Below are 12,842 nucleotides of genomic sequence, written 5' to 3' on the forward strand. Positions count from 1 at the left end.
GCGGTGGTGCCACACCTCGTGCCGCCTCCCTCCAGGGTCGGACCGACCCGGGCTCAAGCTGCCCAGGCGGCTGCTCCGGTAACCCCGGACCGTCGTGGGGCGCTCAGCAGGACCGCCCGTGAGGGCCGCCGCCTGTCGGTGGCTCGCTCCCTGGAAGGACCACCGCCATGCCGAACAAGCCCAAGCCCGAGGCCACCACCGACGACGCCCGTGAGCAGGCCCGCCGCGCGCTGCAGACGTCGATGGACACCCGCCAGTGATCAGACCCGCCCGACGCTGATCCCGCTGTCGGCCGGCGGAGAGGGCCGGACGCTTCCTGGTCCGCCTGTGGAGCTGAATCGTCTGCGACATCACGACGGATCGGTCCGCGCCATCGTTCGCGGCACGCTGGATCGTTCGCGGCGTCGCGACGGATCGGTCCGCGCCATCGTTCGCGGCACGCTGGATCGTTCGCGGCGTCGCGACGGATCGGTCCGCGCCATCGTTCGCGGCACGCTGGATCGCTCGCGACATCACGACGTGATCCGTCTGCGACATCGCGGCTGATTCGTTGACGGCATCAGCTCCAAAGCCTCTGACCCGGAGGCACTCGCCCCGACCGCCCGACCGCCCTCGGCCGATTGCGCGACTGGCGGACCGCCGGGACGCGCCACGCGCCACGCGCCTGAGCGTCACCGCCGACACGTAAGCGGTCGGCGGGATTGCGATCCTTACCGTGCTCGTGCCACGATCGGCGGCGATGAGCCAGATCGCTGCCACCACCACGGGCCTGTCCGCCTCGCCGCGCCGCATCGCCGGCCTCGCCCTGCCGGCTCTGGTGGTGCTCGCCGCCGAGCCGCTCTACGTGCTCGTCGACACGGCGGTGGTCGGTCACCTCGGTCGGGTGCCGCTCGCCGCGCTCGCCGTCGGCGGCACGGTGATGACGCTCACCGCGTGGGTCGGCACCGTGGTCGCGTACGGCACCACCGGGCGGGCGGCCCGCCGCTTCGGGGCCGGGGACCGGGCCGCCGCGGTGGCCGAGGGCGTCCAGTCGTCCTGGTTGGCGTTCGGTGTCGGCCTGCTGATCGCGATCGGCATGCAGTTCGGCGGAGCCGCGCTCGCGCGTACCCTCGTCGGTGGTGCCGGCGACGTCGCCGACGCCGCCGCACACTGGCTGCGCATCGCGGCCCTCGGCGCCCCCGGCCTGCTGCTCGCCGCAGCCAGCAACGGCTGGCTGCGCGGCGTGCAGGACACCCGCCGCCCACTGTTCTTCGTGCTCGGCCCCAACCTGCTCTCCGCGCTGCTCTGCCCGCTGCTGGTCTATCCCGGTGGGCTGGGCCTGGTCGGCTCGGCGGTGGCCAACGTCGTCGCGCAGACCCTCTGCGGGGCGCTCTTCGCCGCGGCGCTGGTCGCCGAACGGGTGTCGCTGCGACCCCGGCCCCACGTGATCCGCCAGCAGTTGCTGCTGAGCCGGGACCTGCTGATCAGAGGGCTGGCGTTCCAGGCCAGCTTCCTCTCCGCGACCGCCGTCGCCGCCCGCTTCGGCGCCGCCGCCGTCGGCGCCCACCAGATCGCCCTACAACTCTGGTTCTTCACCGCGCTGGTGCTCGACGCCCTCGCCATCGCCGCCCAGTCGCTGGTCGGCGCCGCGCTCGGCGCCGGCGACGACGTGGGAGCGCGGGCACTCGCCCGCCGGATCGGGCTGCTCGGCGGTGTCTGCGGCGTCGGCTTCGCGCTGCTCGTCGCCGCCGGCGCCGGCGTGGTGCCGTCCTGGTTCAGCTCCGATCCGGGGGTACGCGAGCAGGCCATGGTCGCGTGGCCGTGGTTCGTCGTCATGCTGCCGCTGGCCGGTGTGGTGTTCGCCCTCGACGGTGTGCTGATCGGCGCGGGTGACGTGCGCTACCTGCGCAACCTCACCATCGTGGCGGCGCTCGGCGGTTTCCTGCCCGCCATCTGGCTGGCGTACGCCCTCGACCTCGGGCTGGGCGGCATCTGGGCCGGGCTCACCGTGTTCGTGGTGATCCGCCTGGTCGCGCTGCTGCTGCGCCTGCGCAACGGCAGTTGGGCGGTGGTCGGCGCGGTCCGCTGACCACCACCGTCAGTATTCGCCGCTGATGGCCAGGGCGAGCAGATAGTAGGCGCCGGTCACCAACACGGTGCCGATCACCGCGGCCACGACGAACGACAGCACGGCGACGATGTTCGGATGCGACTCGCTCCATCGGCTCCGGCTGCGCCAGTGCCACACCGCCCGGCGGGCGGCGCGTAGCGGCGGCCAGCCCTCGATCAGGTCGTCGACGTAGCGTGCCGGGGTCCGCCGCTTCGGCGTCGGATCCCGCATCCACTGCGGCAGGTCGACCCGAGCGCGGTGTTCATGGCCCGGAGGTCGGTCGGAGGTCATCGGCGGTCCTGATCTCGGGGCGCGGTCAGCGGGCGGATGATCTTCGCATCCGTGGAGGTCGGCCTGCTGCCCCGCCGGACAAACCGCCGGATCGACCTCGCATCCGACCAACCGGCTCAGGTCACCCGGGCGGAGGCTCCGGTCACGCGCGGCGTGCCCACGCATCGGGCGGTACGGGCCGTCTGGCAGGCTTGGCCGACGTGAGCACCGATGGTCTGATCGTCGTCGACAAACCCGGCGGCATGACGTCGCACGACGTGGTGGCGCGGATCCGCCGGCTGGCCAAGACCCGGCGCGTCGGCCACGGCGGCACCCTCGACCCGATGGCCACCGGTGTCCTGGTGATCGGTGTGGGTCGGGCGACCCGCCTGCTCACCTACGTGATCGGCGCGGGCAAGAGCTACACCGGCACCATCCGGCTCGGCCAGGCCACCGTCACCGACGACGCCGAGGGCGACGTGATCGCCGGCACTCCGGCCGGTCGGGTCACCGACGACGCGATCCGGGCGGCGTTGGCACCGCTGCGCGGCGAGGTCGACCAGGTGCCGAGCGCGGTCAGCGCCATCAAGATCAACGGTCAGCGCGCGTACAAGCGGGTTCGCGAGGGGGAGAGCGTCGAGCTGCCCGCGCGACGGGTCACCATCTCCCGTCTGGAGGTGCTGGCGATCCGCCGTACCGAGCCGGACCTGGTGGACGTGGACGTGGACGTGACCTGCTCCTCCGGCACGTACATCAGGGCCATCGCCCGGGACGCGGGCCTCGCGCTCGGCGTCGGCGGCCACCTGACCGCGCTCCGCCGGACCGCGGTGGGCGGCTTCACCATCGCCGAGGCGGCCACCCTCGACGACCTGGAGCAACGCGCCCCGGACGTGGTGAACCTGCCGCTGGACGCGGCGGCCGACCGCTTCTTTCCCCGCCGGGAGGCCACGCCCGAGGAGGCTCGGGTGCTCGCCCACGGTGGGCCGTTGGACCCGGCCGGCCTCACCGGGCCGTACGCCGTCTTCGGCCCCGCCGGCGGTCTGATCGCTATCGTCAGCGAGCGGGACGGGCGGGCCCGCGCGGAGATCGTGCTCGCCCCGGCCTGAGGCCGGGCAGTAGGGGAGGAACGGCATGCAGCGGTGGCGGGGGTACGACGCGGCGCCCGGTGGGTGGGGACGCTCCGTCGTCACCATCGGTGTCTTCGACGGCGTGCACAAGGGGCACCAGGCGACCATCGGGCACGCCGTGGCCCGGGCGCGGGCGCTGGGCGTGCAGTCGGTGGTGGTCACCTTCGATCCGCATCCGGCCGAGGTGGTCCGCCCCGGTTCGCATCCGGCGGTGCTCACCGAACCGGCCCGCAAGGCCGAGTTGATCGAGGCGCTCGGCGTGGACGTGCTCTGCGTGGTGCCGTTCACCCCGGAGTTCTCCCGGCTGCCCGCCGAGCAGTTCGTGCACGACGTCCTGGTCGAGCACCTGCACGCCGCGTTGGTGGTGGTCGGCGACAACTTCCGCTTCGGGCACCGGGCGGCCGGTGACGTGGCGCTGCTGGAGCAGCTGGGGCGTACCTTCGGCTTCGGAGTGGAGGGCGGCCCTCTGGTCGCCGACGACGGCACCGTCTTCTCGTCCACGTACATCCGCTCCTGCGTCGACGCGGGCGACGTGGGCGCGGCGGCCGCCGCCCTGGGCCGCCCCCACCGCCTGGAGGGCGTGGTGGTCCGCGGCGACCAGCGGGGGAGGGAGCTGGGCTTCCCCACCGCCAACCTGCTCTGCCACCGGTACGCGGCGGTGCCCGCCGACGGGGTGTACGCGGCCCGGCTGATCCGCCGCGGGCAACGTGAACCGCTGATGGCGGCGGTGTCGGTGGGCACCAACCCGACCTTCTCCGGCCGGGAACGGCGGGTGGAGGCCTACGCGTTGGACTTCTCCGGCGACCTGTACGGCGAGCGCCTGGCCCTGGACTTCGTGGCGCACCTGCGCGGCCAGGTCCGGTACGACTCGATCGAGCCGTTGATCGCCCAGATGGAGCAGGACGTCACCCGTACCCGGCACGCCCTGGCCTGATCGGCGGGCCCGGCGGCGGCCCTTGGCCGGGTGTTACCGGCGAGTGCTGGTAGTCTTGCCGAGACGTCGGGTGACCGGCGTGGGGCCTCGCGTGCCTGCTCGACGCCGCGGGTGCGAGGTACCGGTCCGTTCCCGGTCGATCGGGACGACGGGCAACCTACTTGATCAACCCATCGAAACAGGGAGAACATGGCGCTCGACCAGGAAGCCAAGGCCAGCATCCGCGCGGAGTACGCGACCGCCGAGGGCGACACCGGTTCGCCGGAGGTCCAGGTCGCGGTCCTCACCAAGCGGATCGCCGAGCTGACCGAGCACCTGAAGGTGCACAAGCACGACCACCACAGCCGCCGTGGGCTGCTGCTGCTGGTCGGCCGTCGCCGTCGGCTGCTCAACTACGTCCAGAAGAAGGACATCAACCGCTACCGGTCGCTCATCGAGCGGCTCGGCCTGCGCCGGTGACGTGACGGGGGAGTGGCCGACCGGCCGCTCCCCCGTACCGCGTCCCACCAGAGAAAACATGGGCCGCGCGACCACCCGACAGGGAGCCGGTCAGCGTACCGGTCTCCGGTAGTGGCCCCCGGGAACCCCGGCATGACGCCGGCCACCCCGGGCGCTTCGATCGAAGACCGGCCGGCTGAGCAGCTCCCCGATGTCGTGGGCCCACGACGCGAAGGAGCACGACAGCACATGACCGAGACCAAACTCGGCACCGAATCCCGCACCGCCGTGATCGACAACGGGTCCTTCGGCACCCGTGAGATCACCTTCTCCACCGGCCGGCTGGCCCGTCAGGCCGCCGGTTCCGTCATCGCCCAGCTGGGCGAGACGGTCGTCCTCTCCGCCACGACCGCCGGTAAGCACCCGAAGGAGCAGTTCGACTTCTTCCCGCTGACCGTCGACGTCGAGGAGCGGATGTACGCCGCGGGCCGCATCCCCGGCTCGTTCTTCCGCCGTGAGGGCCGGCCCAGCGAGGACGCGATCCTCACCTGCCGCCTGATCGACCGGCCGCTGCGCCCGTCCTTCGTGAAGGGCCTGCGTAACGAGGTCCAGGTCGTCGAGACCGTCCTCGCGCTCGACCCGCAGCACCCGTACGACGTCGTGGCGATCAACGCCGCCTCGATGTCGACGAAGCTCTCCGGCCTCCCGTTCTCCGGCCCGATCGGTGCGACCCGCGTCGCCCACATCGACGGCCAGTGGGTCGCCTTCCCGACCCTGGAGGAGCTGGCCCGGGCCACCTTCGACATGGTCGTGGCCGGCCGCACGCTCGAGGACGGCGACGTCGCGATCATGATGGTGGAGGCCGAGGCCACGCCGAACGCCGTCGCCCTGATCTCGGCCGGCGCCACCGCCCCGACCGAGGAGATCGTCGCCAGCGGCCTGGAGGCCGCCAAGCCGGCGATCCGTGAGCTGTGCCGCGCGCAGAGCGAGCTGGCCGAGGTCGCCGCGAAGCCGGTCACCGAGTTCCCGGTCTTCCTGGACTACCAGGACGACGCGTACGACGCCGTCGCCGAGCTGGCCCGGGCAGACGTGGCCGAGGCGATCACCATCGCCGGCAAGGCCGACCGCGAGGAGGCCCTGGACCGGGTCAAGGCCCGGGTCGCCGAGGAGTTGGGCGCTCGGTTCGAGGGTCGGGAGAAGGAACTGTCCGCGGCCTTCCGCTCGCTGACCAAGTCCGAGGTGCGCAACCGCGTGCTGCGCGAGCAGGTCCGCATGGACGGCCGTGGCCCGCGTGACATCCGGACCCTGACCGCCGAGGTCGGCGTGCTGCCCCGGGTGCACGGTTCGGCTCTGTTCGAGCGGGGCGAGACCCAGATCCTGGGCGTCACCACGCTCAACATGCTCCGCATGGAGCAGATGGTGGACACGCTGTCCCCGGAGAACCGCAAGCGCTACATGCACAACTACAACTTCCCGCCGTACTCGACCGGTGAGACCGGCCGGGTCGGTTCGCCGAAGCGTCGCGAGATCGGCCACGGCGCTCTCGCCGAGCGCGCGCTGATCCCGGTGCTGCCGTCGCGCGAGGAGTTCCCGTACGCCATCCGGCAGGTGTCCGAGGCACTCGGCTCCAACGGCTCCACCTCGATGGGTTCGGTCTGCGCGTCGACGCTGGGTCTGCTCTCCGCGGGTGTCCCGCTGAAGGCGCCGGTCGCCGGCATCGCCATGGGCCTCATCTCCGACGAGGTCGACGGCAAGACCCAGTACGTGACCCTGACCGACATCCTCGGTGCCGAGGACGCGTTCGGTGACATGGACTTCAAGGTCGCCGGCACGCCGGAGTTCGTCACCGCGCTCCAGCTCGACACCAAGCTCGACGGCATCCCGTCGGACGTGCTGGCCGCCGCGCTGCAGCAGGCGAACGAGGCCCGGCAGGTCATCCTCGGTGTCATGAAGGCGGCGATCGAGGCTCCGGCCGAGATGTCGGACTACGCGCCGCGAGTGACCACCGTCAAGATCCCGGTGGACAAGATCGGCATGGTCATCGGCCCGAAGGGCCAGACCATCAACGCGATCCAGGACGAGACCGGCGCCGAGATCTCCATCGAGGACGACGGCACGATCTACGTCGGTGCCACCAACGGCCCGTCGGCCCAGGCGGCTGTCGACCGGATCAACGGGATCGCCAACCCGACCCTGCCGAAGCAGGGCGAGCGGTTCCTCGGCACGGTGGTCAAGACCGCCGCGTTCGGTGCGTTCATCTCGCTGCTGCCGGGCCGTGACGGCCTGCTGCACATCTCCAAGGTGGGCGACGGCAAGCGGGTCGAGCGCGTCGAGGACTTCCTCAACGTCGGCGACCGGGTCGAGGTCGAGATCGCGGACATCGACGCCCGCGGCAAGATCTACCTGGATAAGGTCCGGCCGGAGGGCGCCGAGGCTCCGGCCGCCGGTGAGGCCGCCGGCGGCGACCGTCCGTCCGGTCGGGACCGGGGCGACCGTGGCCCGCGTGACCGCGGCGACCGCGAGCGTGGCGGTGACCGGGGCGGGCGTGGCCCGGAGCGCGGCGAGGGCGGCGGCGAGGGTGGCGAGGGCGGCGAGCGTCCGCGCCGCCGGACCCGGCACAGCTGACCACCAGCACCTGCGACACCCACCCCTCGTCGAACCGGGAGCACCACGTGAGTCGGGCCTTCAGCGCGCCGTTTCCACCGGATCGACGGGGGGTGGCTCCGCACTGGCGAGCCGGCCAGTCGAGTCAGTCTCGGGCCGCCGGGGCGGGCCGTTCCGGCGGCACCACCCGCGCGGTGACCCGGACGCTCAGCGACGACCCGTTGGGCGGCACGGTACGACGTACCGTGCTGCCCAGCGGCCTGCGCGTGCTCACCGAGGCGATCCCCGCGATGCGCAGCGTCTCGTTCGGCATCTGGGTGGCGGTCGGCTCGCGCGACGAGAGCGGCCCGCAGGCCGGTGCCGCGCACTTCCTCGAACACCTGCTCTTCAAGGGCACCAACAAGCGCACCGCACTGGAGATCTCCTCGCAGATCGAGGCGGTGGGCGGTGAGACCAACGCCTTCACCACGAAGGAATACACCTGCTACTACGCCCGCGTGCTGGACGAGGACCTGCCGCTGGCGATCGACGTGATGTGCGACCTGGTCGCCGACTCGCTGTTGGACCCGGCGGACGTCGAGACCGAGCGCGGCGTGATCCTCGAAGAGATCGCCATGCACGACGACGAGCCGGGTGACGAGGTGCACGACCTCTTCGTCCAGGCGGTCTACGGCGACCACCCGCTGGGTCGGCTGATCTCCGGTACCGCGGAGACCGTCACGCCGATGACCCGCAAGCAGATCCAGAGCTTCTACCGGGGCCGCTACACCGCCCCGCAGATCGTCATCGCCGCCGCCGGCAACCTCGACCACGCCACAGTGGTCAAGCTGGTCCGCCAGGCGGTGCGGGGCACGCCCCTGGACAGCGACCCGGCCACCCCGGCGCCGCACCGCGCGGCGACCCCGGCGGTACGCACCAAGCCGGTGACCACGGTCGTGGAGCCGAAGGAGACCGAGCAGGCGCACATCATCCTCGGCTGCCCCGGCATCGACCGCCTCGACGAGCGGCGCTTCGCCCTCGGGGTGCTCAACAACGTGCTCGGCGGTGGCATGTCCAGCCGCCTGTTCCAGGAGATCCGCGAGCAGCGCGGCCTGGCCTACTCGGTCTACTCCTACGCCAGCCAGTACGCCGACACCGGCCTGTTCGCCGTCTACGCCGGCTGCGCGCCGGGCAAGGTGGACGAGGTGCTGGCCCTGACCCGAGCCGAGCTGGCCCGGGTCGCGGCCGACGGGTTGACCGAGGCCGAGGTGGCCCGCGGCAAGGGGATGAGCAAGGGCTCGTTCGTGCTCGGCCTGGAGGACACCGGTTCCCGGATGAGCCGGCTCGCCAAGGGTGAGCTGCTCTACGGCGACCTGATGCCGGTTGACGAGCTGCTCCGTCGGGTCGACGAGGTGACCGTGGAGGACGTGAACGTCCTCGCCGCCGAGCTGCTCAGCCGACCGATGTCGCTGGCCGTCGTCGGCCCCTTCGGCGAGGGCGACTTCGCGGTCTGAGTCGCGGTCTCGGTCCTTCCGCGCCGCAGCGCGGTCTGAGCCCTTTCGCGCCGCGGTCTTGAGCCCTGTCGCCCCCTGGCGTGGGCTGCCTCCTTCCGCGCTGCGGCGTGGGCTGCGTCCCTCCGCTTCCGGGGGGGTGAGGCCCTGTCGGGCGGGGCATCCCGGCCGGTGGATGCCCCCGGATCCGGCCCGAGGGGCACGTCCCGATTGGGATAGGTTGTGCCCCGTGACTGACGAGCAGAAGAAGACCCGGGTCGGCGTTCTCGGTGCCCGTGGCCGGATGGGCATCGAGGTCTGCAAGGCCGTCGACGCCGCCGACGACCTGGCTCTCGCGGCGTCGATCGACCAGGGCGACGACCGCTCCGCCGTTTCCGGCGCCGACGTGGTCGTCGACTTCACCACGCCGGACGTCGTCATGGACAACCTGAAGTGGTGCATCGACCAGGGCATCAGCGCGGTCGTCGGCACGACCGGCTTCACCGAGCAGCGGCTGGAGCAGGTGCGCGGTTGGCTCGCCGACAAGCCCGAGGTGGGCGTGGTCATCGCCCCGAACTTCGGCATCGGCGCGGTGCTCATGATGCAGTTCGCCGCGCGGGCCGCCCGGCACTTCGAGTCCGTCGAGATCATCGAGCAGCACCACCCGCGCAAGCTGGACGCCCCGAGCGGCACCGCCACGCACACCGCCCGGCAGATCGCCCAGGCCCGCGCCGAGGCCGGCCTCGGGCCGGTGCCGGACGCCACCAAGGACGAGGTCGCGGGTGCGCGCGGTGCCGACATCGACGGGGTACGCGTACACGCCGTACGCGCCACCGGGCTCGTCGCCCACCAGGAGGTGCTCTTCGGCGGCACCGGGGAGACACTGACCATCCGGCACGACTCGTACGACCGGGTGTCGTTCATGCCCGGTGTGCTGCTGGCCGTCCGCGCGGTGCGCAACCGCCCCGGCCTCACCGTCGGCCTGGACGCCCTGCTCGACTGAGCCCGCGCAGATCTTGGACAGTTTCCGTTCGCGCGTAACGGAAACTGTCCAAGATCTCAGGTCGCCCACCGGGTAGCATCCGCCGATGATCAATGGTGGGCACCTGGACCGGAGCGGCCGGCGGATCACGCTCCGACCGGTCGACGACGACAACTGGCGGGCGGTGGCCGATGTCGCCCCGCGCGACGACCAGCGCCGGTTCGTGGCCGCGCTGGGCGCCCGCTACCTGCTGCTGAGCAGCCGTTCCGAGGTGTGGAACTCGCTGGCCGTCTACGCCGACGAGACCGTCGTCGGGCACGTCATGTGGGGCGTGGACGACGATGGCTCGCACTGGATCGGCGGAATGCTGATCGACGCCGCCGAGCAGGGCCAGGGCGTCGGTAGGGCCACCGTGCAGACGCTGGCCGACTGGCTGTCCACCCGGGAGGGCAACCCCCCGGTCCGCCTCTCGTACCACCCGGACAACACCCCCGCCGCCGCCCTCTACACCTCCCTGGGCTTCCACCCCACCGGCCAGGTGGACGACGACGAATTGATCACCGAACTCCGCCGCTAACCCGGCGCGGCCCCACCCCACCACCCTTTCGCGCCGATCATGGAGTTGTGGTGCCCCTCATCAGGGGCATTTGCGGAGCGAAGGCCCACCACAACTCCATGATCGACGGGGACGGGGACGGGGACGGGGACGGGGACGGGGACGGGGGCGCGACGGGGCGGGCGGGCACTACATCTAGTGCGGGGCTGGGGTGGTGGGGCGGCGTTGGGTGGGGATGGTGGGGGTCAGCGGGGTGGGGAGGCCGGTCACCGTGGTTTCGCCGGTGGGGTCGACAGTGACGGTCACGGAGGCATCAGCGACACGCAGTCCGTCGACGTGCAACCCGCCCAGCTCGGCGCCCGCCAGAGGAGCGACGCGCACCGTGCCGCCGGGCACGTCCGGGTAGAGGCCGGTCGCCGCCTGCAGCAGCAGCACCGCGCCCGCCGCGGCCCACGCCTGTGGACGGCACGCGGCCGGGTACGGCACCGGGCGGTGCAGCAGTGACCGGTCGTCACCGCCGTACAGCTCCGGCAGCCGGTAGTCGAACGCCTCGGCCGCGCTGAGCAACCCCTCGGCCAGGCCGAGCGCGGCCTGCCGGTGCCCGGCCCGCGCCAGCCCGCCGAGCACGATCGCGGTGTCGTGGGTCCAGATCGAACCGCAGTGGTACGACAGCGGGCTGAAACCCGCGTCGTCGGTGGCCATGGTGCGTAGCCCGAATCCCCCGGCGAGGGTGTCGGTGGTGAGCAACCGGGCGATCTGGGCCTCCTCGTCGCGGTCGAGCAGGCCGGTGCCGAGCAGGTGACCGATGTTGCTGGTCAGCGAGTCGACAGGCCGCTTGTCCCGGTCGAGGGCGAGGGCGGGTTGTGGGCCGTACCGGCCGTCCACCCAGAAGCTGTCGCGGAACCGGCGGACCAGGCCGGCGGCGTACTCACGCCAACGGTCCGCGCCCGGTCGGCCGAAGGCGTCCAGTAGGGCGGCCCCGTTCACCGCTGCCTCGTGTGCGTACCCCTGGACCTCGGCCAGCACGATCGGCGCGGTGGCCAGCGTGCCGTCGTGGAAGCGGACGGCGTCACCGGAGTCCTTCCAGCCCTGGTTGGACAGGCCGTGTCCGGTGGTGTCGACGTACTCGACGAGGCCGTCGCCGTCCGGGTCGGCGTGTTCGCCGAGCCAGCCCAGGGCCGCCTCGAGGTGTGGCAGGAGTGGCTCGATCTGCTCGGCGGGCAGACCCCAGCGCCACGCGTCGTGCAGCAGGTTGACCCAGAGCATGGTGGCGTCGACGGTGCCGTAGTACGCGGGCGGGAGGCGCAGGCCGTTGCCGGGCACCGTGAACTCGTGCCGGCGCAGCTCGTGCAGGATCTTGCCGGGGGCCTCGCCGGTCGCCGGGTCGACCCGGGTGCCCTGCCGGCGGGCGAGTACGCGCAGGGTGCCGGCGGCCAGGTCGGTGCCGAGCGGCAGCATCATCCGGGCGGCCCAGAGGCTGTCCCGACCGAACAGGGTGAGGAACCAGGGCACCCCGGCGGCGAGGAACACGTCCGTCGGCGCGCCGGTCTCGGCCAGCCGTAGGCCGCGCAGGTCGTCCAGGCTGCGGTCCAGCAGTCGGACCAGGCGGCGGTCGTCGGCTGTCACCTGCGGCCGGGACCACTCGGGCCCGCCGGTCGGGCCGACGACGACGGCGCGCGGGTCCTCGACGGTCAGCTTCCAGCTCAGCACGGTCTCGCCGCCAGCGGGCAGGTCGACCGGCCAGGCCAACCGGGGTGCCGTGGCGCGTTCATCGGTGGCCAGCACCTGCGCGCCCGGCGCGGTGACGGTGACGGTGATCCCGGTCGCCGACCAGGTGAGCACGCCCGGCTGGCCGGACTTGGCCTCCAGCGCGGGGACGGTGCCACCGGACTTGACGGCCTCGATGGGTGCGAGGTCGCAGCCGAGGTCGACGGTGACGGTGGTGCGTACGCCGACGGTGGCGGTGGAGACGACCCGTACCTCCTCGGTGAGGCCGTTGCCGGTGGCCCGGCGGAGCCGGTCGACCCGGACGGTCGGGTCGGGCGTGGGGTCGCCGAGCCAGCGGGCCAGGCCGACGAACCGCGCGCCGTGGGGGCCGTCGTCGCCGCGGGTCAGCCCTTCGAGTTCCCGCTCGTCGACGCGCAACTCGGCGCGGGAGAGCACCCGGGCGTCGGCGTGGAACACGCCCTGGACGCCGGTCGGGCGGATCTGCCCGGTCGCGTCCCCCAACGCGCTGGTCGGCGCGTGGACCACCCCGACCAACTCGTGCAGGAGGGGTTGCAGCTGGCGTTCGATCACGGTGTGGCTCCAGATCCTCGGGGTGCGGGGCGGACGTCTTGACAACGCGGCCCTGGCCGTGCAAAGTGCGAAACA

At 72.4% G+C, this 12,842-nt stretch carries 11 protein-coding genes; 9 read left to right on the plus strand and 2 right to left on the minus strand.

Going from position 1 to position 12,842, the window contains the following annotated elements; translation table 11 throughout:
* Window positions 1-327 precede the first annotated feature (327 nt).
* Entirely contained in the window at window positions 328-546 is a 219-nt protein-coding gene (locus tag O7616_RS12195) for a hypothetical protein (protein ID WP_282306892.1), read from the plus strand.
* 193 nt (window positions 547-739) lie between these two features.
* Window positions 740-2,068 (plus strand): MATE family efflux transporter, encoded by a 1,329-nt coding sequence (locus tag O7616_RS12200; protein WP_282306893.1) that lies wholly within the window; start codon window positions 740-742, stop codon window positions 2,066-2,068.
* A 9-nt stretch (window positions 2,069-2,077) separates the two neighbouring features.
* Here O7616_RS12200 and O7616_RS12205 read toward each other — a convergent pair whose 3' ends face one another.
* A complete protein-coding gene (locus O7616_RS12205) occupies window positions 2,078-2,380 on the minus strand; it encodes a hypothetical protein (RefSeq protein WP_282306894.1) in 303 nt (100 codons plus the stop codon).
* 200 nt (window positions 2,381-2,580) lie between these two features.
* Between O7616_RS12205 and truB the strand changes: the two genes are divergently transcribed.
* The 7 genes from truB (at window position 2,581) to O7616_RS12240 (ending at window position 10,490) form a co-directional block, all read left to right on the plus strand.
* Entirely contained in the window at window positions 2,581-3,465 is an 885-nt protein-coding gene (gene truB / locus O7616_RS12210) for a tRNA pseudouridine(55) synthase TruB (protein ID WP_282306895.1), read from the plus strand.
* 25 nt (window positions 3,466-3,490) lie between these two features.
* Window positions 3,491-4,420: a bifunctional riboflavin kinase/FAD synthetase gene (locus O7616_RS12215; RefSeq protein WP_282261850.1), complete on the plus strand. Its 930-nt coding sequence runs from the start codon at window positions 3,491-3,493 to the stop codon at window positions 4,418-4,420.
* A gap of 189 nt (window positions 4,421-4,609) precedes the next feature.
* Window positions 4,610-4,879 carry a 30S ribosomal protein S15 gene (rpsO, locus tag O7616_RS12220; protein WP_278137994.1) on the plus strand — a complete coding sequence of 90 codons (270 nt, stop codon included), beginning with the start codon at window positions 4,610-4,612 and terminating at the stop codon, window positions 4,877-4,879.
* A gap of 228 nt (window positions 4,880-5,107) precedes the next feature.
* A complete protein-coding gene (locus O7616_RS12225) occupies window positions 5,108-7,483 on the plus strand; it encodes a polyribonucleotide nucleotidyltransferase (protein ID WP_282306896.1) in 2,376 nt (791 codons plus the stop codon).
* 47 nt (window positions 7,484-7,530) lie between these two features.
* The gene (locus O7616_RS12230) at window positions 7,531-8,955 is read left to right on the plus strand and encodes a pitrilysin family protein (RefSeq protein WP_282306897.1); all 1,425 of its coding nucleotides are present in this window, start codon (window positions 7,531-7,533) and stop codon (window positions 8,953-8,955) included.
* Between the two features lie 226 nt (window positions 8,956-9,181).
* A complete protein-coding gene (gene dapB, locus O7616_RS12235; RefSeq protein ID WP_282306898.1) occupies window positions 9,182-9,934 on the plus strand; it encodes a 4-hydroxy-tetrahydrodipicolinate reductase in 753 nt (250 codons plus the stop codon).
* 85 nt (window positions 9,935-10,019) lie between these two features.
* Window positions 10,020-10,490 carry a GNAT family N-acetyltransferase gene (locus O7616_RS12240; protein WP_282306900.1) on the plus strand — a complete coding sequence of 157 codons (471 nt, stop codon included), beginning with the start codon at window positions 10,020-10,022 and terminating at the stop codon, window positions 10,488-10,490.
* A 174-nt stretch (window positions 10,491-10,664) separates the two neighbouring features.
* Here O7616_RS12240 and O7616_RS12245 read toward each other — a convergent pair whose 3' ends face one another.
* Window positions 10,665-12,767: a glycogen debranching N-terminal domain-containing protein gene (locus O7616_RS12245; RefSeq protein WP_282306901.1), complete on the minus strand. Its 2,103-nt coding sequence runs from the start codon at window positions 12,765-12,767 to the stop codon at window positions 10,665-10,667.
* Window positions 12,768-12,842: the final 75 nt, after the last annotated feature.

Origin of the sequence: Micromonospora sp. WMMD964 (genome assembly GCF_029581455.1) — a bacterium.
Classification (GTDB): Bacteria; Actinomycetota; Actinomycetes; order Mycobacteriales; family Micromonosporaceae; genus Micromonospora.

Coding starts and splice junctions, on each gene's coding strand:
- O7616_RS12225 (WP_282306896.1), top strand. CDS start 5,108: ATGACCGAGACCAAACTCGGCACCGAATCCCGCACCGCCGTGATCGAC.
- rpsO (WP_278137994.1), top strand. CDS start 4,610: ATGGCGCTCGACCAGGAAGCCAAGGCCAGCATCCGCGCGGAGTACGCG.
- O7616_RS12240 (WP_282306900.1), top strand. CDS start 10,020: ATGATCAATGGTGGGCACCTGGACCGGAGCGGCCGGCGGATCACGCTC.
- O7616_RS12200 (WP_282306893.1), top strand. CDS start 740: ATGAGCCAGATCGCTGCCACCACCACGGGCCTGTCCGCCTCGCCGCGC.
- O7616_RS12205 (WP_282306894.1), bottom strand. CDS start 2,380: ATGACCTCCGACCGACCTCCGGGCCATGAACACCGCGCTCGGGTCGAC.
- O7616_RS12215 (WP_282261850.1), top strand. CDS start 3,491: ATGCAGCGGTGGCGGGGGTACGACGCGGCGCCCGGTGGGTGGGGACGC.